The sequence below is a fragment of the Alterirhizorhabdus solaris genome (assembly GCF_007785815.1).
Lineage (GTDB): Bacteria > Pseudomonadota > Alphaproteobacteria > Sphingomonadales > Sphingomonadaceae > Alterirhizorhabdus > Alterirhizorhabdus solaris.
Genome location: NZ_VNIM01000002.1, coordinates 99162 through 120769, shown reverse-complemented (window position 1 = coordinate 120769; position 21608 = coordinate 99162). Strand labels below are relative to the sequence as shown.

Below are 21608 nucleotides of genomic sequence, written 5' to 3'. Positions count from 1 at the left end.
CGTCTTTATTGTTTTTTTCAAGCAGAAGACGGGATACGCGATCCTGAGATGTATCGTGGGACCGGAGAGGTGAATAAGAGACAGGTCGAAGTGTATCAGCAAGGTCCCCGATGTCGCCGACCAACGGCAACCCGCCGCCAGTGACCCGGTCCCAGACTGCCAGCCGCACCGCGATGCCGGTGCCGTGCTTGGCATAGAGGCCACGCCTCAGCGTCAGGTCCATGCGGCAAGTCCAAGACGAGCCAAGCACATCGCGACTGGACCAGGTCGGCATCAGCGCCACGATCCGTCCGCCGTGGGGGAGGCGTTTTGCAGCACCAAGGAGGTGGCGGTCGGCTGCGTGGCGATCTTCGCCGCGTCCTTCGGAACGGGCGAAGGGAGGGTTCATGATGACGACGGTCGGGCGTTGGTCCGGCGGGAGCAGGTCGTCGATCAGCTCCCCGTCATAGCCGGTCACCTGAGCGTCGCCGAACGCCTCCCGCAGACACAGCCGGCGCACGGGGTCGATCTCGTTGAGGATGAGGCGCGCGCCTGCACGCGCGGCCGGCCAAGCGAGCATCCCTGTTCCGGCGGACGGTTCGAGCAGCGTGTCCGCCGAGGTAAGCGCTGCGGCCCGGCCCAGGAGCCACGCGATCGCAGCAGGTGTCGAGAATTGCTGGAAGGCGAGCTGCTCTTCGGTCCGGATGCTCTGCGTCGGCAGCCGATCGACCAGTGCCGCGAGGGCGGCGAGCGTGCCGAGGTTGTTGTCGTGCTCGCTCCAAGCGGACGAGGTGAGAAGAAGGATCTGCGCGAGCTCCAGCGCGTCATAGGCGTGGCGTATCGACCGATGGTCGCGCGTGCTCGCCTGCGAGCAGGCGGATTGGAGCAGCTGCCGCAGGAGGCGCTGATCGATCGGCTCGCCGGCTTGCAGATGGGCAACGAGGGCATGAGCGAGCTTGATCACCGGCTCGGTGACCGGCGCGCGTGACAGAGCAAGTGCGGTCATCAGGGATCTCCCGCCTGGCCGGCTTCATTGCCGGTACCAAGGCACCCACGGCCCCGCTGCCTTTCCTCTCTCCGATGCGTCAGCGCTGCAGAACGTCGTTCCAGTCGTCGCCCGAACGGGGAGGGTAGTGTGCCTCGAGCACGCGCCGGCCAAAATGTTCGCGCGCCAGCATCTCGGACCGCTTTCCACCCGCATCATGATCGAGGAACAGGACGATCTCCTCGACGCTCGGCGGAAGCTCGATGCGGCAGAAGCGCTCTGTCCCGAGGGTCGCCCAGCACGGCACGTCGAACAACGACGTGGCCGACAGTGCCGTCTCGATGCCTTCGGCAAGTCCGAGGCGGCGGGCAGGCGGCGTGAGACGGACAAGGCCAGTGCCAAGCCGCCCCAGCGCGGCGCGCCGCGGCTCGCGAAGCGTCAGTCGTCTGCCGTCGCGAGACAGGAACGATCGATGGACGGCAATGAGGCCCGTTTCATCGGCAACGGACGCGATCATCGCGGGCGTGAAGCGGGTGAACGGCTTTGGACCGAGTGGCGTGCGGGGATGGAAGCGAAGAGCAGGGGTTGACTTGATGCCTCGGCTCGCAAGGTAACGCTCCGCAGGCGAGCCGGCTGCCACACGTGCCTCTGACCACAACTGCTGGGCGGCTCGGCGGCTCAGATCGTCAGGCGGATCGTGCCGCTCGGCGGGAGACCAACTCGCGGTGCCGGGAAGGCGCAAGGCGTGCAGCGCGTGGAGGACCGCTCGACTGTCGCAACCTGCGAAGCAATGGAACAGCAGGCGCTTGCGGCCCAGCCTGACGCTGAGCGACGGGGTGCGATCGCCATGCGCGGGGCAGCGGCACATGCCGCCGCTTGGTCCCCATCGTCCGCCGAGCGACTCGACGATGGCACGTCCGCTCTCGGCTGCGACTGCAAAGTGAAGGTCATGGTAGCTCATCGGCGTCTCGCATCTTCGTGTGCAGGCCCTGGCCGCCGCCTCCTCTCCAGGGCTGCTTCGCTGCTTTCCTACAGCGGTGTGTTCGCACTATGTTCCGATTCGAGGAGGAAGGAAAGAGCCATGCGAGGACACGATGATCCGATTCCTACTCCCCTGTGTAAGTGCGCTCGCGCTCGTCGCGATCAGCCAGCCAGCGCTTGCCGCGCAATCCTCACCTTCGGCTGAGGCGCCGATTGGACCCAGCGTCGACGAGGGCGTCTCTCCGCCGCCGGGTTTCACGCTCGTCGAGCACAGGATGGCCGCGGCGGGGCAACTTCCGCCCGTTCCCCGGATTAACCTCGTAGCACCGCGCGCGACGTTGCGCCCCTCGATAACGCGCCAGGCCCGCACCCATGTGCTGGCGTTTATTCGTGCTGCCGAGATGCGCCACGCGCTGCCTCTCGGTCTGCTCGAGGCCTTGGTCGAGGTCGAGTCGGCGTTCGAGCCTGGTGCGATCAGCCGCGCCGGGGCGATGGGGCTGTCGCAATTGATGCCCGCAACGGCGCGCGCGCTTGGCGTCCTTAATCCGTTCGACGCACGTGCCAATGTTGATGGGGGCGCCCGGTACCTTCGCGCAATGCTCGACCGCTTCGGATCGATCAATCTCGCGCTCGCCGCCTACAACGCTGGTCCTGGTGCCGTCCTGCGCTCGCGCGGCGTGCCGGCCAATGGCGAGACGCCGGCCTATGTCGGGAAGGTCCTTGCTGCCTGGTCACTTGGCGTCGTCCGATGAGCCGGAGTGGCGGAGGCATCATCAAGCGCCGTGGGCGACGAGGTAGGCCGTCACCTTGCCATGGACCTTTCGCCTAGGACGCCTTCCTGCGCGAAGGTCGAACACGAAGCGTGGATCGTGAACGACGATGCGGCCGAAGCGGGTTGGGCTGAGACCCGCGCGGGCGAGGTACTCCTCCACTTTCTGCAGCAATTCGTTCTCCATCGGCACCGACTCGCTTTACATCGTTCCTGTTATGTTCCATTCTCCTGCCGGTTTTGTCTAGGATGAATCCTATGATGCTTGCCCAGATTGAAGATCCTCGTGCAGCGCTCCAGCGCCTGATTGACGAGCGCAATGAGGAATATGCGGCGCTATCGCGCATGCTTCGGCGCAATGATGCTTACATCCAACAGTACATCAAGCGCGGTACGCCCAAGCGGTTGCACGAAGAGGACCGCCGCGTTCTCGCCGCTTACTTTGGCGTGAAAGAGGCCGTCCTTGGAGGGCCGCAGGAGTGGGAACAGCCGACCTTGCAGCAGGTGCCCGTGCTCGACGTATATGCGTCGGCGGGACACGGAGCCGCCGATTTCGGGGAAGCTCGCCGGGCCACGATCGGCTTTGATCCGCGTTGGTTGCGCGAACGGACCAAGGGATCGGCCGATGGTTTGTCGGTCATCCGGGTGAAGGGCGACTCCATGGCGCCGACCTTGGCTGATGGCGACGACGTGCTTGTCGATCGCAAGGACGGTGTCGGGCGACTTCGTGACGGCATTTACGTGCTGCGGCTTGACGACAGCCTCATGGTGAAGCGGCTTGCGCGCAATCCGTCCGGTCGAGGCATTTCGATCAGGAGCGACAATCCGGATTATCCGAGCTGGCAGAACATCGAGCTTGCCCGGATCGACATCGTTGGCAGGGTGCTATGGTTCGGCCGCACCCTGAGCTGATCGCGGTGGACCGAGACATGGCTATGAAGCAACTCAGCCTGCATGTCGTCGGCGCGAACCATCCGAATGCCGATGGCAGCAATCGTCGGTTCGAGATCCTGCTCTGCGTCCCGGGTGAGAGGATCGAACTCGTGCCGGAGCCGAAGAACCCGGCAGACCCGAATGCCGTTGCGGTATTCAGCGTGCGAGGCGTCCAGATCGGCTATCTGACCGCGGAGCGTGCCCCCTGGATCGGAGGAATGGTGCGCTTGGGGCGCGAGATCCAAGCTGTTTTCCAGGAGCGGACACGCATTGGAGCGGCAATCCGCGTGGCGTTCGATGGAGAGGCGCCGGTGATACCGGCGGCGTCGGTACCGCAGAGGCAGTCTCAGTCTGACCCGGACGATGCAGGCTTCTGGCCGGATTACCTTCCACCTGACGACTAGCACGTCGGGTCGGTCGTCTCGACTGCAACTTACAGCCTTGAACAGGAGACTGCATCATGGATGATCACAGATTGGCCGTGTCAGCGGCGAGTGCACCCGTGTCAGACAACGTAGAAGCGTGGGGCATCGCGGTAGACTTGGTCGCTGATCTTGGTGCCAGAGACGCGATCGCCTGGGCTTCCGACTATATGAACGACTTGGAAGATGATGATCGTCCCCACGCGATCGCGAGATGGCGCTTGGTGACCGAGGCGCTCGCTGAACTAACCCGTGCCCATCTTCACTAAGGTCGAGACGACAAAAGGGTGGGCCACACCACCACTGACACTTCATGCGTTTGAGCGCGGCGAAGCGTCACAGGTGATCCGGTACCAGCGCCAACCTACCACTCTTCATCTGGACCGCGCGCGGGGTTTGACCTTAGGCTTCGGGCAAGTTTCGGGCTGTCGCGAGGTGCTTCCGGATCTTGGGGATGGCCGCTTGAGCCTTGGCCCGTGCCGCCGTGTCACTCCCCCGCTCCGCGTAGGACGTGTGGACTTTCAGCGCCTCCTCGTGGGCGGCGATCTGCCCGCGCTTGTATGCCGCGTTGAACTCGACGCTCGGCGTATTTTCCAGGGAGTTCAGCATCTCCGACAGAGGGCCCGCCAACGCGCTTCCCGGCTCCGAGGTACTTGGAACGTCCAGCAGGCGAGCATGCTCTGCCATTGCGCGCGTGTGGTGAGCGACCATCTCCTGCGCGAACGCACGGGCCGCCGGGGTCTGCGATCGGGTCAGTGCAAGGCGGCTGGCGTCGACCTCGTACTTGCTGAGCGCGTGCACGGCGCTGAAATAATCCCTGGCTTCGACGGGAGCCGGATTGGTGCTGATCCCCGACTGAGCAACGGAGGACGAGAATGGTACCGCGAAGCACGTCATCGTGATCGCGCCGAAGACTGATCTGATCGGCATTCGCATGAGTCACTCTCCTGATATCAGATGGTGTATCGAGCCGCGGCGGATGAAGTTCCTCCAGGCACGGCGCCGTCAGCAGCGCCGCCGCAGGTCGTCCAGGAGTGCGTCGAGCCTCGCGGCGAGCAGCGGGCGGGCCCGGGCATAGTCTGAGTTGAACGAGGGCAGGTCGGACCAGTCGAGTGCTCCGGCTGGCAGTCCGCTTTTGGCTACCGGGTCGAATGCCACGATCGCATCCTGTCGCCGCCAGTCCGTAGACGCGAGCCCCGTCAGCGGCTGTGCGCGCGTGTCCACCCCCTCGGCGCGCAACGCGACTGCGAGTGCTGGCGACATGTGCTCCTCGGGCGTTATGCCGCGCGACCGGATCTCGATCTCAATGCCGCGGTGGGCCGCGCGCCGCTTCATCACCTCGCGCGCGACCGCACTCTTCACGCTCCCGAACTGGCAAACGAGAAGCACGCGCGCCGGGCGGCAGCGCGCAACGGCCCCGGTGCCGATACTTCCGACCACCGCAGCGGATAGCGCTAAAACCGCGCGGCGCGTCAGCGTCCCCGGGTTCGAAAGCTGCATGGGCTTAGCCGGCACCCGGCCGCGCGACGTTGGTCTTGTCCAGCGCTGCCCGAAGACCCCGTGCCAGCTTGGTCGCATCGTCGTTGGCCCAGAAGTGCATGAAGAACAGCCGCGGCTGGTCATCCAGCATATGGTTGTGGAGCGCCGTTACCTCGATCCCGCCAGCGCGCAGGGCGCGAAGTACCGGGTCGACCTCGACTGCGGTGAGCACAAAATCACCAGTGATCGCCGCGCGGCCTGGAGTCGTTGGCTGAAAGTTGATGGCGGTTGCCGTCCCCATCGGGGCGGGCGCAGGCACCCCGCCATCGGTCAGCCGCTCGGCGCGCGGGAAACTGAACTGATAGACGCCCGCGTTCGGCTTGCCCTTGGTGCCCATGAGTTGGTCGAGCGCGGCGGTATCGAGTGCCAAGGGCGGCGACGAGCCGGCACCCGCTGAAGGCGGCTGCGAGTCCCGGGACGGCGCCGTCAACGGCGTTCGGCTGGCGGCGAGCGCTTCGCGAAGCGCCGTCGCGAGCTTCACCGGATCGCCATGGCCGCCGATGTGCATATACATCGTTGCGGGTACGGAACGGAGTAGATGATTATGCAGCGCCGTGATGGTGAAGCCGGAAGCCAGCAGGCGGCTCATGACGGGGTTCACCTCCTCGTGCGTCAATACGAGGTCCCCCATGACCATCACCTCATTACCCATCGGATGGAACGCCGCCCAGGAGCCGAGCGCAAGTGCCGGTTTGATCGCGACACCGTCGAGCTGGACGTTGAGGTCGCTGCGCGGAAAGCCGTAGCGGCGAACCCCGTCCGGTTGCGTCGTTCCCGTCCGGCCAAGGCTCTTGTCAACTAGCGTCCACCTGTCAGCATTCGCATGGGGCGGTGCCGCTTGCGGGGTGGTCTGGGCGGCGGCGGGGACGGCGAGTGCGACCGCTAGCGGGAGCAACAGGTGGCGCAAAGCTTCTCTCCTCGATTTCAACTGGTCGGCCGGCATGGAAAGCGCTGGCGCAGCGCCATCGTCACGCCGGCCAGCCGGGGCATTTTGGCGTTGTGCGGGTTGTTGGTGGCCCATGCCAGAAAGATGCGGCTCAGTTCGCCCGAGCGCACGCCCCGCCCGCAGATACCCGCCGCGCTGCCACCGTTACCGAATGCAGAAAGCGTTTCGGCTGCGCCAGCCAGATAGGCCTCACATCGACCGTTCACCTTCCGCGCCAACTCATCGGCGCAAGTCTGCTGCAACTGCGCCACCGTTTCGTAGCGCGGTTGCGCCGGGGCAGGGGATGCAGCCGCGAGGTACGCCAACATGGCGAAGGCACTTAGTCGGACGGGGTGCATCGCGGTCTCCTCATCCCAAGCTTACCTCATCACGACTGAATGATACAAGTGTACGATACCCTAAAAGCTATGTTACATGTGCTGCATGGTTGAAGCTCCGTCGCCCGGTTTGCATGACTGGCTGTTGTTGATCCCACAGCTGCCGGCCAAACCCGCCAACCTGCGCGTGCGAGTGTGGCGACGCCTGCAAGCAATTGGTGCCGCCCCGCTCAAAAATGCAGTCCACGCGCTGCCCGCACGTGACGGCACGCGTACGCTCTTCGAGGATCTGAGGGCGGAGATCATCGTCGGCGGTGGCGAGGCACTGATCCTCCAGGCCCGCTTTGTGCAAGGAATGACGGATGCGGAGCTTCGTGCCGTCTTCGACGCCGCCCGCGATGCCGATTACGAAGAACTGGCGCGCGAAGCGCTGACGGTCGCCGAGGCGGAATATGTAGCCGCCGTCGAGGTCCGGCGCCTCCGGAAGAGGCTGGATGATATCTCGTCGATTGACTTCTTCGGCGCGCATGGTCGGCAGGCGACGGACTCAGCCATCGCTCGAGTAGAAGGACGCGTCGGCCAGCACCCGGATGTCACTGGCCCGGGCGCGCCGGCGCTGACCTTCACCGACCTGAAGAGCCGCATTTGGACCACGCGCCGACACGTCCATGTGGATCGCATTGCGTCCGCCTGGCTGATCCGCCGGTTCATCGACCCGGATGCGACCTTCAAGTTCGTCGACGGCAAGGGTTATGTGCCCGATCCCGGCGAGCTCCGGTTCGACATGGCGGATGCGGAGTTCACGCACGAGGGCGAGCGCTGCACCTTTGAGACGCTGGTGTACCGGACCGGGCTCGACGGCGATCATGCGCTCATCGCGCTCGCTGAAATCGTCCACGACCTCGACATCGCCGACGACAAGTTTGGCCGGGCGGAGACGGCGGGCATCGCCGCACTCATCAACGGCCTCTGTGCTGGCACGGACGATGATGGCGAGCGGATCGCGCAAGGGTCGGGGGCGCTCGACGGCTTCTACGCCCACTTCACCAAACGCCGCCGCATATAGGGGAGCTGCATCATGGCGAGCATCGAACATCCCGTTCTACCGAGCCCGGTGGCTGGCGAGGCTCGGCCCCCTGAACTCAGCTACCCCGCGCTGTTCCTCCGCTTCTTGCGCTTCGGCCTGATGGCGTTCGGCGGCCCGGTGGCACAGATCGCCATGATCCGGCGCGAGCTGGTCGACGAAGAACGCTGGATAGCGAGCGACCGATTCAACAACCTGCTCGCTGTCATGCAGGTGCTCCCCGGGCCGGAGGCGCACGAGCTGTGCGTCCACCTCGGCATCCGGGCAAAGGGCAGGCTGGGCGGACTGCTCGCCGGGCTCGGCTTCATGCTGCCAGGCCTCGTCCTCATGCTGGTCCTCGCCTGGGCCTATACGCGGCTGCCGATCCAGGAAACCGTGCTGGGCGCGATGTTCCTCGGCGTCCAGGCGGCGGTGATCGCGGTCATCGTGCGCGCCGTCCACCGTATCGGCGAGCATATCCTGCTAGACCCGTGGCTTTGGGCCGCTGCTCTCGCCGCGGCTGCCGCCTCGCTCGCCGGAGTCAGCTTCTGGATTGTACTCCCGGCCGCCGGTGCGGCCTATGCGCTCGGATCAAACGCGCGCTACGCTCTGGCGGCTACGGTGGTTCTGCTCGCGGTCGGCTTGGCGGTCCTGACCTGGGCGGAAGGCGCTGGCCTAGCGGGAGCGGCGACCGAAATCCCGGAGCCCGCGCCGACCGCCACCGCGCTGTTCTGGGCCGGGCTGAAAGGCGGGCTGCTGACGTTCGGCGGAGCCTACACCGCCATCCCGTTCATCCGGTACGACACGGTGGGTCGGGGCTGGATGTCCGACGCGCAGTTCCTTGACGGTCTCGGCCTGTCGGGCATCCTGCCTGCGCCGCTCGTCATCTTCGCCACCTTCGTCGGCTGGATCAGCGGTGGGCTGGCCGGAGCGCTCGCGATGACCGCCGGCATGTTCTTGCCCGCCTTCGCCTTCTCTCTCCTGCTGTACGAGCGGTTGGAGGCGGTGGTCGAGCATAAGCGGCTCCAGCTTTTCCTGGCGGGTGTCGCGGCCGGCGTTGTCGGACTTATCGTGGTAACTGTTGTCGACCTCGCCCGGACTACGGCCGTTCGCACGCCGAGCCTGACCGCGACTGCGGTCATCTTCGCGGTCGCGCTGGGAATCATGTACTGCTGGAAGAGCAAGCTCGCCACGCCGGCGGTCCTTGCGATGGGCGCGGCGATCGGCGCGATTGCCCTGAGCTAGACTGCAACGGCACTACTGAGTGGAGTCGTCAGGACGTTCGATCAGCGAGCTCCCGATGCTGGCGTTGTTTCGATTGTTGGTTGCTGCCCGTGGTGTTAAGCGACCCGAATGCGACAATGGCTCGCCATCTTCATGCTTTGCGTCATGCTCTTCTCGCACGGGAGCATGGGCGCGGCCGTGCCGCACGGTCACGCGCACGACGCTGGCCATGTCGATGCCGCAGATCGGGTAGTGGTCCATCACGCCGATGAGGATCATGACGATCACGCTGACGCGGTTGGCAACGAGGACGAGGACGAGGGCAAGGCGACCGGCCACGCGGTGCATACTCATGTCGTGGGCGACCTGGCCCGGACGACTGATGCGTTCGTGCCGGCTCTTCTCGACGGGGCGGCGAGGAGCGCCTCGACGATCGCGACTTTCGGGCCTTCTCGCGGCATAGCCCCGCTGCTCGAGCCACCCTCGGCCTGACTACCTGCGTCCGCGCGTCGCTATTCGCCGACGACTGTCGTTGAACGTCGGGAGAGTTTCCCATGAAACCATATTTGCGCGCCGCCGTTGTGGCGGCGGCGCTGTCGTTGTCGGCGGTCGTTCACGGCCAGACGCTGACGCTGGAGGATGCGGTCGCGCGCGCGATCGGCGCCTCACCGCAAGGTGCCGCTAATGCCGCGCGCGTCGATGTGCTCACCGCTGCGCGCGCGGGTGCGGATACGCGGCCGCCCGCGTCCATTGACGTGCTCGCCGAAAACTTCGGAGTCGGGGGAGACGATCTCAACCGTCAGATCCAGATTGGCGCGACCTACAGTCAGCGGATCGAGCGCGGTGGCAAGCGCGCCGCGCGCGTCGCCGCGGCCGATGCCGATCTCGACGTTGCACGCGCCGAAGCAGTGGTGCGCCGGCTGGACGTCGCGACGGCGGTGCAGCGCCTCTATGTGGAGGTCCAGGCGACCGAAGCCGCGATCGGCATCGCCCGCGAGCGTGTCGCTATCGCCGAGCAGTTAGCGCGCGAGGTCGGTCGCCGCGTCGCAGAGGCGCGTGATCCGCTCTTCGCGGGGACGCGCGCCCGAACGCAGCTCGCCGAGGCGAAGGTCGATCTGGAGCTTGCCGAGCACGCGCGCGACGCCGCGATGAAGCGTCTGGCATCGCTCTGGGGCGGCGACGCGGCGGGCATGACAGTCACGGCCGATCGCTTCCTGGTACTCGACCCTTCAGCTGGTCCGCTCCAACCCGCCGCCGCCGATCTCGCCATCTTCGAGGCCCGGCGGCGTCGCGCCGCTGCCGGGCTGACTCTGCAACAGGCGGGTGCCCGCACCGATCCGACCTGGACGGCGGGGCCGCGCTATATCGGCACGGGCGACGTCGCAGTGGTCGCGGGCGTGTCGCTGCCGCTCGCCAACCGCGGCCTCAATCGCGCCAACATCGCGCGTGCGGAAGCGGAAGCAAGACAGGTCGAGGCGGATCTCGCCGTGGAGCGGTTTCAGCGAACACAGGCTATCGCGCTTGCGGCGGAGAAGGTTGAGGAAACGCGCCACGAGGTCGAGGCGATCCGCGACCGCGTCGTCCCCGGTGCCCAGCGGACGCTCGCCGAAGTCCGCGCCGGTTACAACCGTGGCGGGTTCACCTTCCTGGACGTGTCCACGGCGCAAATCGCTCTCCACGAAGCGCGCGCACGGATGGTCCGTGTCGCCGCTCGTCATCACGAAGCTCGGGTCGAACTGGACCGGCTCACCGGCCGCTTCGGCGCCTTCGCTCAAGGAACACAATGATGCGGACGTTCACGCTCGCCCTGCTTCTCGTCCTTCCGCTCGCCGCCTGCGGGGACGGCGCCGCAAACACAAATGCGGAACATGAGGCACCGGCGGCCGGCGACTATGAGCGCGGACCTCACAATGGCCGGATGCTCCGTGATGGCGATTTCGCGCTGGAGATGACCGTGTTCGAGGACGGCATCCCGCCCGAGTACCGGCTCTACGCTTATCGCGGTGACAAGCCGCTGCCGCCGGGAGAGGTCCAGGCAAGCGTGACGATCCGGCGCCTCGACGAGGAGGTCACGACCTTCGCGTTCAAGCCGGAAGAGAATTATCTGCGTGGACAAGCGACGCTGGTCGAGCCGCATAGCTTCGACGTGGCGGTCACCGCCAGCGAGGGCGGGCGACGGCATCACTGGAAGTTTCCTTCCTATGAGGGCCGTACGACGATCGCCCCCGCGGCGGCGCGCGCCGCCGGCATCGAAACAGCGATCGCCGGACCTGCCGCGGTTGGCGAGACGCTGGAGATCGTCGGCCGGGTCGAGCTTGACCCGTCGGCGAGTGCCGATGTGGGAGCCAAGTTCCCCGGCCGCGTCGTGTCCGTCCATCGGAACGTCGGCGATCGGGTCGGCCGCGGGGCGCTGCTTGCGCGCATAGAAAGCAGCTACTCGCTACAGACCTACGCCGTCACCGCGCCGATCGCCGGCGTCATCACGCAGCGGAACACCAATGTCGGCGATGTGACCGGGGACGATCCGATCTTCGTCATCTCCGATCCCGCACGCACGGTGGCGACCTTCCCGGTCTTCCCTCGCGACATCGAGCGCGTCCGACCGGGGCAAGCCGTGCAGATCCGCGGACTTGAAGGCGAGCGCAGCCAGAGCTCGACCATACGCGACTTCTTGCCCCTGGCGGAGGTCCAGACGCAGACCGTAACGGCGCGGGCCGCGCTGCCCAACCCCGGCGGCTTCTGGCGGCCGGGCATGGCAGTGCGCGGGATCGTCACCGTCGACCAGCGCACGGTGCCGCTGGCGGTCCGAACGGAAGCGCTCCAGCAGTTCCGAGATTTTCGTGTCGTCTTTGCCAAGGTGGGAAACACCTATGAGGTCCGGATGCTGGAACTTGGTCGGGAAGGGCCGGAGTGGACGGAGGTGCTGGGTGGGCTGAAGCCCGGCACGACCTACGCTGCGAAGAACAGCTACGTCATCAAGGCTGATATCGAGAAGTCCGGCGCGAGCCACGATCACTAGGACGACAGCCCATGCTCGAACGCATCATACGGCTGTCGATCCGGCAGCGCTTCGCGGTTCTCGCGATAGTCCTTCTCCTCGCCGCACTCGGCGTCTGGGCGTTCGGTCGCCTCAAGATCGACGCCGTACCGGACATCACCAATGTCCAGGTTCAGATCAACACGGAAGCGCCCGGCTTCTCCCCGCTCGAAGCCGAACAGCGGGTCACCTTTCCGGTCGAGACCGCCATCGCGGGCCTGCCGGGGCTGCAATATACCCGCTCGGTCTCGCGCTATGGCCTCAGCCAAGTGACGGTCGTGTTCGAGGACGGGACCGATATCTACTTCGCCCGCCAGCTCGTGAATGAGCGGCTGCAAGGCGTCCGCGGCACGTTGCCTGCCAACGTCGAGCCGGAGCTGGGACCGATCGCCACGGGTCTCGGCGAGATCTTCATGTACACGGTCGAGGCTCGCCCTGGTGCGGTGAACGACGCGGGCAAGCGTTACACGGCGCAGGACCTGCGCACGCTTCACGATTGGGTTGTGCGCCCCCAGCTCCGCACCGTTCCAGGCGTTACCGAGGTCAACTCGGTCGGGGGCTATCGGCGCGAATATGTGGTGGCGCCCATCCCGGCGCGGCTCTCCGGATTCGGACTTAGTGTCCAGAACCTCGTCGCCGCGCTGGAGAAGAACAACGCCAATGTCGGCGCAGGCTATATCGAGCAATCCGGCTCGCAATATCTAATCCGCGTTCCCGGCCAGGCTGCAAACGAACGCGATCTGTCTGGCATCATCGTCGCCTATCGGCAGAACACGCCCATTCGCGTCGCCGATGTGGCCGATGTTGAGATTGGGTCAGAGCTACGGAACGGTGCCGCAACCAAGGACGGCCGCGAAGTGGTGCTTGGCACCATCTACATGCTGGTCGGCGAGAACCCGCGCAACGTGAGCCTCGCGGTCGCCGAACGCCTGGAGGCGGTCAACCGCTCGCTGCCAGGTGGGGTGGTGGTCAACACCGTCTATGATCGCTCGAAGCTGGTCGATGCAACGGTCGGCACGGTCGAGAAGAACCTGGCCGAGGGCGCGTTGCTCGTCATCGTCGTGCTGTTCCTGCTGCTCGGCAATATCCGCGCCGCGCTTATCACCGCGGCCGTGATCCCGCTCTCTTTCCTGATGACGATCACCGGCATGGTGGCGTCCGACACGTCGGGCAATCTAATGAGCCTCGGCGCGCTCGACTTCGGCCTCATCGTCGATGGCGCGGTCATCATCGTGGAGAACTGCCTGCGCCGCTTCGGTGAGGCGCAACATCGGCTCGGCCGCCTGCTCGAGCGCGACGAGCGGTTTGACCTAGCGGCGTCGGCGAGCGCGGAAGTGATCCGGCCCAGCCTGTTCGGCATCGCGATTATTACCATCGTCTATTTGCCGATTTTCGCGCTCGAGGGGGTGGAGGGGAAGACGTTTCACCCGATGGCGTTCACCGTCGTGCTGGCGCTCTGTGCCGCAGCGCTGCTTTCGCTTACCTTCGTTCCCGCCGCGGTCGCGACCTTCGTCACCGGCCGGGTGAATGAGAAAGAGAACCGCGTGATGCAGGCGGCGGGGAGGAGCTACCGCCCGCTGCTTGCATGGGCGCTGCGGATGCGCGTGGCTGTGGTAGCCGGAGCGGTCGCATTGGTCGTGATCAGCGGCATCGCCGCGACGCGGCTGGGATCGGAGTTCATTCCCAACCTCGACGAGGGCGACATCGCTCTCCACGCGCTTCGTATCCCCGGTACGAGCCTCAGCCAGGCAGTGGCGATGCAGTCGGCGCTGGAGCGGCGGATCAAGCAGTTCCCAGAAGTCGAGCAGGTGTTCGCCAAGATAGGCACCGCTGACGTCGCGACCGATCCGGTGCCACCGTCGGTCGCGGACACCTTCATCATCATGAAACCTCGCCGCGAATGGCCCGACGCGCGCAAGCCGAAGGCGCAACTCGTCGCGGAGTTGGACGCGGCAGTGCAACAAGTGCCTGGCTCGCGCTACGAGTTCATCCAGCCCATCCAGATGCGGTTCAACGAACTGATCGCCGGTGTCCGCTCGGACGTGGCGATCCGGGTCTATGGCGACGATCTGGAGAAACTCGCGAGGGTGGCCGCCGATGTGTTGGGCCTCGTCTCGGGCATCGAGGGATCGCAGGACGCGCAGACTGAACAGGTGACCGGACTGCCGCTCATTCAGATTCTGCCTGATCGGTTCGCACTTACTCGACTCGGCCTCAACATCGCCGATGTACAAGCGGTGGTTGCCGCCGCGACCGGCGGGACTCGGGCAGGGCAGATATTCGACGGCGATCGGCGCTTCGATATCGTCGTGCGCTTGCCCGAGCGACTGCGCCAGGACCCGTCCGTGCTCCAGCGCCTGCCGATCCCGTTGCCGAACGGCGCAGGGTCGGTGCCGCTATCTGAAGTCGCCACGATTGAGCGCACGACCGGCCCGAACCAGATCAGTCGCGAGGACGGCAAGCGCCGGGCGGTCGTCACCACCAACGTGCGCGGTCGCGATCTCGGCTCTTTCATCGCGGAGACGCAGGCGAGGATTGCCGCCGAGGTCGATCTGCCGGCGGGATACTGGATCGACTATGGCGGCACGTTCGAGCAGCTTCAGTCCGCTTCCACCCGGTTGAAGGTCGTCGTTCCGCTGGCGCTGCTGCTGATCTTCGGGTTGCTCGTCGCGCTACTCCGGTCGGTCAAGGACGCGCTCATCGTGTTCTCGGGCGTGCCGCTTGCGCTTACCGGCGGCGTCGCCGCGCTGCTGATGCGGGGCATTCCGTTCTCGATCTCGGCCGGCGTCGGCTTCATCGCGCTGTCGGGCGTGGCGGTCCTGAACGGGCTCGTCATGCTCACCTTCATCCGCCAGCTTCGCGAGCAGGGTGAGCCGCTTGACGAGGCAATCCGCCACGGCGCGCTCACCCGCTTGCGGCCGGTACTGATGACGGCGCTGGTGGCGAGCCTTGGCTTCGTGCCGATGGCGCTTAACGTCGGGCTCGGTTCCGAAGTCCAGCGCCCGCTCGCCACCGTTGTCATCGGAGGCATCATTTCGTCGACACTGCTGACGCTGCTCGTGCTGCCGGCGCTCTACCGGATTGTCCATGGCAGCCGACGAGCCGCCGTTCCACAACCCGCGGCGGCCTGAGAGGAAAACATGCTGTACCTCGCGATCAAGGCTCTTATCTCGGGCATCATCATCGCGGCCGTGTCGGAGATCGCGAAACGGAGCCCCGGCTTCGGCGCGCTGGTTGCCTCCCTGCCGCTTGTTTCCGTGCTCGGCATGATCTGGCTGTGGCGTGATACGCATGATCGGGTCGGCATGGCTGCTCATGCGCATGCGACATTCTGGTTCGTGTTGCCGTCGCTGCCGATGTTCTTGCTGATCCCGGCGCTGCTCAATCGAGGAGCGCCCTTCTGGATAGCACTCGTTGTCAGCTGCCTGCTTACGATCGCGCTATATGGCGCAATGATCTGGTTGGCACCGCGTATCGGACTGCGGCTCTGAGATGGCAGGACCGTCCGGTTCAGACTAGTCATTTTCCACATATCCGCTAAGCTGGATGTATGGAAAACAAGTTTGCCATCTCTGCCCTAAGAGCGCTCGCGCAAGGCACGCGCCTTGATGTGTTCCGGCTGCTCGTGCGACACGAACCGGACGGCATGGCAGCGGGTGACGTCGCCCGTCAGCTCGACGTGCCGCAGAACACCATGTCCGCACACCTCGGCATCCTCGCGCGCGCCGGCCTCGTGCGATCCGAACGACGCAGCCGCTCGATCATCTACCGCGCTGACCTGGACGGGCTGCGCGCGCTCACCCTGTTCCTCGTCAAGGACTGTTGCGCCGGCAATGCCGAGCTGTGCGCGCCCCTCGTCGCCGAACTCGCCCCCTGCTGCTGAAAGGACGTTTCGTGCCGGTCGACATCGTTATCTACCACAACCCCGAGTGCGGCACGTCGCGCAACACCCTTGGCCTGATCCGCAATGCCGGCATCGAGCCGCATGTTGTCGAATATGTGAAGACTCCGCCAGCGCGCGCGCTGCTGGTCCAGCTCATCGAACGCGCCGGCATCACTCCGCGCGACCTGCTGCGTGAGAAGGGGACTCCTTACGGGGAGCTGGGCCTAGGCGACACGTCGCTGCCCGACGATGCGCTGGTTGATGCGATGATGGCACACCCGATCCTCATCAACCGGCCGCTGGTCGTTTCTCCCCTTGGCGTGAAGCTATGCCGTCCTTCCGAAGCCGTTCTCGATCTGCTGCCAGCCGACCAGCTCGGTGCGTTCGCCAAGGAAGACGGAGAGCAAGTCGTCAATGCCTCGGGCCAGCGCCTCGCCTGATGCTCCTTGCCGTCCTGATCTTCGTCGCCACGATCGCGCTCGTCATCTGGCAACCCAAAGGCCTCGGGATCGGATGGAGCGCAATGGGTGGGGCTGTCGTGGCGCTCCTCGCGGGCGTCGTCACGCTATCCGACGTGCCGGTAGTGTGGGGCATCGTCTGGAATGCGACCGCTGCGTTTGTTGCGATCATTGTCATCAGCCTGCTGCTCGATGAAGCCGGGTTCTTCGAGTGGGCAGCGCTCCATGTCGCACGCTGGGGCCGGGGACATGGCCGCCGGCTCTTTGTCCTCATCGTTTTGCTCGGCGCGGCGGTGTCCGCGCTGTTCGCCAATGACGGCGCGGCGCTGATCCTGACGCCGATCGTCATCGCCATGCTGCGAGCGCTGGGCTTCAAGGACAAGGCAACGCTAGCATTTGTCATGGCCGCTGGTTTCATTGCCGACACCGCGAGCCTGCCGCTCGTCGTGTCGAATCTCGTCAACATCGTGTCGGCAGATTTCTTCAAGATCGGCTTCGGCGAATATGCGTCTGTGATGGTGCCTGTCGATCTGGTGTCCATCGCGGCAACGCTCGGCGCACTCCTGTTGTTCTTCCGGCGCGATATCCCGGAGACGTACGACGTGGGGGCACTTCGGTCCCCGTATGAGGCGATCCGCGACGCGCCGACGTTTCGGGCGGGATGGATCGTCCTGGCGCTGCTGCTCGCCGGATTCTTCCTGCTCGAGCCTTTGGGCGTGCCCGTCAGCGCCGTCGCCGCTGCCGGCGCAGTCCTACTGCTGGTGATCGCGGGGCGCGGCCATGTGATCGAGACACGGAAGGTGCTGCGAGGCGCGCCATGGCAAGTCGTGATCTTCTCGCTCGGCATGTACCTCGTCGTCTACGGCCTGCGGAACGCCGGCCTGACCGATCACCTCGCCGCGCTGCTCGATCGCACGGCACAAGGCGGTGTGTGGGGTGCGGCCTTCGGAACGGGCATCATTGCAGCCGTCCTCTCGTCGGTGATGAACAACATGCCGACCGTACTCGTCGGGGCGCTGTCGATCGACGCGGCGCACGCGACCGGCGCGGTCAAGGAAGCAATGATCTACGCCAACGTAATCGGTTGCGACCTCGGCCCGAAGCTCACGCCGATCGGCTCGCTTGCAACGCTCCTGTGGCTCCACGTGCTTGGTCAAAAGGGCGTGCGGATCGGATGGGGCTATTACTTTCGCGTAGGCGTCACACTGACCGTTCCGGTGCTGCTGGTTACGCTCGGCGCCTTGGCTTCAAGGATCGCCATCGGATGACAGCCTTGATCTATATCGGTGCAGCGCTTGCCGAAATCGCCGGATGCTTCGCGTTTTGGGCGTGGCTCCGGATGGGCAAGGCGCCCCTCTGGTTGGTCCCCGGCATTGCGTGTCTGATCCTGTTCGCCTGGCTTCTGACCCGCGTCGACAGTGATGCAGCGGGGCGGGCCTATGCCGCTTATGGCGGCATCTACATCTGTGCCTCCCTGCTTTGGCTGTGGAGCGTGGAGGGCATCCGTCCCGATCGCTGGGATGTCGGCGGCGCTGCCCTGTGCCTGATTGGAACCTGTGTGATCCTGCTCGGGCCGCGTGCTGCGTGACGGCGCTGATCGCCACACGCCTCGATCCGAACGAGCTGACGGGACTGGCATGGCTCCTCAATACCGCAAGCCTCCCCAGTGCCGATCTCGCGGAGACTGACCGCGTCTTCTTCCGGTTCGATGCGGATAGCCTCGTCGGTTATGGCGGTCTCGAAGGCGAGGGAGCCGACCGCCTGCTCCGCTCCATTCTCGTCGTCCCCGATCGTCGAGGCGCCGGCATCGGCCGAACGCTGGTCGCGGCGCTGGAACAAGAAGCGCGCGGACTGGGCGTGGAGCGATTGCATCTGCTGACCACGACCGCGGCCGTGTTCTTCCGCGCGCTCGGCTATGCGGCTGCCGATCGGCATGCGGCACCCTCGGCCATTGCCGCCACGCGCGAGTTCACCTTGCTCTGCCCCGCCTCGGCTACTTACCTCGTGAAAGCTCTCTGATGCCGCTTCGCACCCTTACCGATCCCGACATTCTGCCTGCGCTCGATCCGGCATTTATCCGCCATCGCCCTGCTGAGGATCTTGGGCCGACCGAGCCTGCCCCACGCATCCTGCTACTCTATGGGTCGCTACGCGAGCGCTCCTTCTCCAGGCTTGCCGTCGAGGAAGCCGCTCGCCTGCTGCACCTGCTTGGTGCCGAAACGCGCATCTTCGATCCATCTACGCTGCCGCTTCCCGACCAGGTAGCCGGCGACGATCATCCCGCCGTCCACGAACTGCGAGAGCTGTCGATGTGGTCGGAGGGTCAGGTCTGGTGCAGTCCAGAGCGGCACGGCCAGATCACCGGCATCATGAAGGCCCAGATCGACCATCTGCCGCTCGAGATGAAGGGCATGCGCCCGACGCAAGGACGCACGCTAGCCGTCATGCAGGTGTCGGGTGGGTCGCAGTCGTTCAACGCGGTCAACACTCTGCGCCTGCTCGGTCGCTGGATGCGGATGTTCACGATCCCAAACCAGTCTTCGGTCGCAATGGCTTACAAGGAGTTCGACGAAGCGGGACGCATGAAGCCGTCGAGCTATTATGACCGCATCGTCGACGTTATGGAGGAACTGGTGCGCTTCACCGTCCTCCTGCGCCCCCATGCGGTCCAACTCGTGGACCGCTATTCGGAGCGAAAGCAGGCCGGCGTTCCCGTCGATGCCGCAGCCGATCTGTCGGGCATCGCCATTGCCCGAACCTGAGGCCCTGATCGCGCATCTCCTGGCCCCAGCAGCGGTGCGCTCGCAGTAGCGAATGACGCACACCGCTCTGTATCCAATTATCCAGCCTTGCGGAGCGCTCCAGCCCTGATCCTCGATTAGGAAGTGCGGACGTCATCGGACAATGGGCTTGGCCTCGGTTGCCACCGGAGTGGATGCTTGCGTCGCGAGATCCTCTCCCACAGCGTCAAGGCCTTCGGGCACGTTGCGACGCAGCTCGTCGATCCAAACCTGTCCAGGTGCATCCGAAGGCATGCGCCAGTCGCCACGCGGCGACAGCGATCCGCCGGTCGTGACCTTGGGTCCATTCGGCAGAGCAGAGCGCTTGAACTGGTTAGCGAAAAAGCGGCGTAAGAACACCTCAAGCCACGCGCGAATGGCGCCCAACTCGTAGGCGCGCTTTTGCTCCTCGGGAAACCCCGGCGGCCAGCTTCCCGCACCGACGTCCTGCCAAGCGTGGAGTGCCAGAAAGGCGATCTTCGAGGGTGGTAGCCCGAACCGGGTGAAATAGTAGATCCAGAAATCGTGGAGCTCATACGGTCCGATCTTGCCTTCGGTGCTCTGCGATTCTCCTTCGCTCGCCTGCGGGATGAGCTCGGGCGAGATCGTAGTCCCGAGAACGTCCAGAAGGACGTCTGTGACATTGGTATCGAACAGCCGGTTCGACGCCGTCCACCGGATGAGGTGCTGAATGAGAGTCTTCGGAAGCGAGCCATTCACGTTGTAGTGGCTCATCTGGTCGCCCACACCGTAGGTGCACCAGCCAAGTGCAAGCTCCGACATGTTGCCGGTGCCGAGCACCAAGGCGTTACGCTGGTTGGCAGCTCTGAACAGAAGATCCGTCCGGAGTCCTGCCTGCACATTCTCGAACGTCGTGTCGTAGACCGGTTGCCCCATCGCGAACGGGTGCTGCAAATCCGCTAGCATCTGGTTGGCAAGCGGCTTGATGTCGATCTCCTCGGCGGTCACACCGAGTCCGCTCATCAGGGCGTGGGCATTGAGCTTTGTCCTGGCGCTGGTGGCAAACCCAGGCATCGTGAAACCGAGGATGTCGGTCCGAGGACGCCCGAGCAGATCGAACGCCTTTGCCGCGACGATCAAGGCATGGGTTGAATCCAACCCACCGGATACGCCGATGCAGATCTTGGCTATACCGGTTGCTTCCAGCCTCCTCGCAAGCCCGCTGACCTGGATGTTGAACGCCTCGTAGCAGTCCTGGTCGAGACGGGCCGGGTCGTCGGGTACGAAGGGGAAACGATCGATATGTCGTCGCAGCCCGAGATTGCCCAACGGCGGATCAAGATGGAAGGACACGCGACGGAAACGCCGGTCGGGCATCCCGTTTGCAATAGCGGCCTCGTTGAACGTGCCGGTCCGCATGCGCTCTAGTTGCAGCCGCTCGACGTCGATGTCCGCAACGACCATCTGGGAGTCAACGCTGAAACGGGGTGTCTCCGCGATTTGAGCTCCCAGTTCGTATATGCAGGCCTGTCCGTCCCAGGCAAGATCAGTGGTCGACTCGCCATATCCGGCCGCGGAGTAGATGTAGGCTGCCCAGCAGCGTCCGGACTGCAGCTCGCAGAGTCGCCGCCGTGTGTCCGCCTTGCCCACTACGATGTTGCTTGCTGACAGGTTCGTCAGGATCAGCGCGCCGGCGAGCGCAGCAAAGTCGCTTGGGGGCGCAGGAGCCCAAACGTCCTCGCAAATTTCAATGTGGAAGATCAGGCCATCGACGTCATCAGCCTGAAACAGCAAATCCATGCCGAAAGGAACCGGATCGCCGCCAACGGAGATTTCGCCACGCACGTCACGCCCGGAGGCGAACCACCGCTTCTCATAAAACTCACGGTAGTTGGGCAGGTGGCCTTTTGGTACCACGCCAAGGATCCGGCCCCGGTGCACGGCGACAGCACAATTGTAGAGCCGCCCCTCACGACGGAGCGGCGCACCCACCAGAAGCACCGGATGAAGATCGCAACTTGCAGAGACCAGGTCGAGAAGCCCTCGCTCAACCTCGTCGAGCAGCGCCCGCTGCAGGAAGAGGTCATCGATCGAGTAACCTGACAGCCCGAGCTCCGGGAAGACCATCAACGCAACGCCTGCATCGCTTCCCTCCCGAGCGAGCGCCAGCGTCGCTTCAAGATTAAACGCGGGATCGGCAATCCTGCAGGTGGGACGGCAGGCAGCCACCCTCACAAAACCTTGTTGGTAGATCGACAGGAAGTCGGCTGCTTTACGAGCTCCCTGCCTATGTCGGCTCGTATCGAACATCACTTTTCTCCGCGACGAATG

Annotated in this window: 23 protein-coding genes and 1 pseudogene; 15 read left to right on the top strand and 9 right to left on the bottom strand. The window is 65.0% G+C overall.

Annotated features, from left to right (window positions below):
* Together FOY91_RS01300 and FOY91_RS01295 are read right to left on the bottom strand one after the other, a co-directional pair.
* Positions 1-985, bottom strand: a pseudogene (locus FOY91_RS01300) (hypothetical protein); the annotation flags it as partial.
* A 79-nt stretch (positions 986-1064) separates the two neighbouring features.
* Positions 1065-1925, bottom strand: coding sequence for a DUF7146 domain-containing protein (locus FOY91_RS01295; protein ID WP_145147293.1), 861 nt, complete (start codon positions 1923-1925; stop codon positions 1065-1067).
* Between the two features lie 133 nt (positions 1926-2058).
* Here FOY91_RS01295 and FOY91_RS01290 point away from each other — a divergent pair, with 133 nt between their 5' ends.
* Positions 2059-2697, top strand: coding sequence for a lytic transglycosylase domain-containing protein (locus tag FOY91_RS01290; protein WP_145147291.1), 639 nt, complete (start codon positions 2059-2061; stop codon positions 2695-2697).
* A gap of 21 nt (positions 2698-2718) precedes the next feature.
* Here the strand turns inward: FOY91_RS01290 and FOY91_RS01285 are convergent, their stop codons facing one another.
* Positions 2719-2901 (bottom strand): hypothetical protein, encoded by a 183-nt coding sequence (locus FOY91_RS01285; RefSeq protein WP_145147289.1) that lies wholly within the window; start codon positions 2899-2901, stop codon positions 2719-2721.
* 74 nt (positions 2902-2975) lie between these two features.
* Between FOY91_RS01285 and FOY91_RS01280 the strand changes: the two genes are divergently transcribed.
* Entirely contained in the window at positions 2976-3626 is a 651-nt protein-coding gene (locus tag FOY91_RS01280; protein ID WP_203234456.1) for a S24 family peptidase, read from the top strand.
* Positions 3627-3649: 23 nt separating this feature from the next.
* Entirely contained in the window at positions 3650-4051 is a 402-nt protein-coding gene (locus FOY91_RS01275) for an HIRAN domain-containing protein (protein ID WP_145147287.1), read from the top strand.
* 420 nt (positions 4052-4471) lie between these two features.
* On the opposite strand, the gene FOY91_RS01270 is transcribed toward FOY91_RS01275, so the two are convergent.
* The 4 genes from FOY91_RS01270 to FOY91_RS01255 form a co-directional block, all read right to left on the bottom strand.
* Positions 4472-5005, bottom strand: coding sequence for a DUF4142 domain-containing protein (locus tag FOY91_RS01270; RefSeq protein ID WP_145147285.1), 534 nt, complete (start codon positions 5003-5005; stop codon positions 4472-4474).
* Between the two features lie 69 nt (positions 5006-5074).
* Positions 5075-5569 carry an arsenate reductase/protein-tyrosine-phosphatase family protein gene (locus FOY91_RS01265; protein WP_162527095.1) on the bottom strand — a complete coding sequence of 165 codons (495 nt, stop codon included), beginning with the start codon at positions 5567-5569 and terminating at the stop codon, positions 5075-5077.
* Between the two features lie 4 nt (positions 5570-5573).
* Positions 5574-6515, bottom strand: a complete 942-nt coding sequence (locus tag FOY91_RS01260) for a DUF1259 domain-containing protein (RefSeq protein ID WP_238995162.1) — start codon at positions 6513-6515, stop codon at positions 5574-5576.
* Between the two features lie 17 nt (positions 6516-6532).
* Positions 6533-6892, bottom strand: a complete 360-nt coding sequence (locus FOY91_RS01255) for a Rap1a/Tai family immunity protein (RefSeq protein WP_145147279.1) — start codon at positions 6890-6892, stop codon at positions 6533-6535.
* Positions 6893-6977: 85 nt separating this feature from the next.
* Between FOY91_RS01255 and FOY91_RS01250 the strand changes: the two genes are divergently transcribed.
* Positions 6978-7937: a chromate resistance protein ChrB domain-containing protein gene (locus FOY91_RS01250; RefSeq protein ID WP_238995161.1), complete on the top strand. Its 960-nt coding sequence runs from the start codon at positions 6978-6980 to the stop codon at positions 7935-7937.
* 12 nt (positions 7938-7949) lie between these two features.
* Positions 7950-9179, top strand: coding sequence for a chromate efflux transporter (gene chrA / locus FOY91_RS01245; protein ID WP_145147277.1), 1230 nt, complete (start codon positions 7950-7952; stop codon positions 9177-9179).
* Between the two features lie 12 nt (positions 9180-9191).
* On the opposite strand, the gene FOY91_RS01240 is transcribed toward chrA, so the two are convergent.
* A complete protein-coding gene (locus FOY91_RS01240) occupies positions 9192-9506 on the bottom strand; it encodes a hypothetical protein (protein ID WP_145147275.1) in 315 nt (104 codons plus the stop codon).
* Positions 9507-9712: 206 nt separating this feature from the next.
* On the opposite strand from FOY91_RS01240, the gene FOY91_RS01235 reads away from it, so the two are divergent.
* The 10 genes from FOY91_RS01235 to arsH are packed head-to-tail and all read left to right on the top strand — an operon-like array spanning position 9713 to position 19298.
* The gene (locus FOY91_RS01235; RefSeq protein WP_145147273.1) at positions 9713-10945 is read left to right on the top strand and encodes a TolC family protein; all 1233 of its coding nucleotides are present in this window, start codon (positions 9713-9715) and stop codon (positions 10943-10945) included.
* A complete protein-coding gene (locus tag FOY91_RS01230; protein WP_145147271.1) occupies positions 10942-12177 on the top strand; it encodes an efflux RND transporter periplasmic adaptor subunit in 1236 nt (411 codons plus the stop codon). The genes FOY91_RS01235 and FOY91_RS01230 overlap by 4 nt, the downstream gene beginning before the upstream one ends.
* An 11-nt stretch (positions 12178-12188) precedes the next feature.
* Positions 12189-15326, top strand: coding sequence for an efflux RND transporter permease subunit (locus tag FOY91_RS01225; protein WP_145147269.1), 3138 nt, complete (start codon positions 12189-12191; stop codon positions 15324-15326).
* Positions 15327-15335: 9 nt separating this feature from the next.
* Complete coding sequence (locus FOY91_RS01220) at positions 15336-15686, top strand: DUF3147 family protein (RefSeq protein WP_145147267.1); 351 nt, start codon at positions 15336-15338, stop codon at positions 15684-15686.
* Positions 15687-15745: 59 nt separating this feature from the next.
* Positions 15746-16078, top strand: a complete 333-nt coding sequence (locus FOY91_RS01215; protein ID WP_145147265.1) for an ArsR/SmtB family transcription factor — start codon at positions 15746-15748, stop codon at positions 16076-16078.
* 11 nt (positions 16079-16089) lie between these two features.
* A complete protein-coding gene (arsC, locus tag FOY91_RS01210) occupies positions 16090-16518 on the top strand; it encodes an arsenate reductase (glutaredoxin) (protein ID WP_145147263.1) in 429 nt (142 codons plus the stop codon).
* Entirely contained in the window at positions 16518-17804 is a 1287-nt protein-coding gene (locus tag FOY91_RS01205; RefSeq protein ID WP_145147260.1) for an arsenic transporter, read from the top strand. The genes arsC and FOY91_RS01205 overlap by 1 nt, the downstream gene beginning before the upstream one ends.
* A complete protein-coding gene (locus FOY91_RS01200; RefSeq protein WP_145147258.1) occupies positions 17801-18124 on the top strand; it encodes a YnfA family protein in 324 nt (107 codons plus the stop codon). Before FOY91_RS01205 ends, FOY91_RS01200 begins: the two co-directional genes overlap by 4 nt.
* Entirely contained in the window at positions 18121-18555 is a 435-nt protein-coding gene (arsN2, locus tag FOY91_RS01195) for an arsenic resistance N-acetyltransferase ArsN2 (protein ID WP_338062054.1), read from the top strand. The genes FOY91_RS01200 and arsN2 overlap by 4 nt, the downstream gene beginning before the upstream one ends.
* Complete coding sequence (gene arsH / locus FOY91_RS01190; protein ID WP_145147256.1) at positions 18555-19298, top strand: arsenical resistance protein ArsH; 744 nt, start codon at positions 18555-18557, stop codon at positions 19296-19298. Before arsN2 ends, arsH begins: the two co-directional genes overlap by 1 nt.
* A gap of 132 nt (positions 19299-19430) precedes the next feature.
* On the opposite strand, the gene FOY91_RS01185 is transcribed toward arsH, so the two are convergent.
* The gene (locus FOY91_RS01185; RefSeq protein ID WP_145147254.1) at positions 19431-21587 is read right to left on the bottom strand and encodes an NAD(+) synthase; all 2157 of its coding nucleotides are present in this window, start codon (positions 21585-21587) and stop codon (positions 19431-19433) included.
* Positions 21588-21608: the final 21 nt, after the last annotated feature.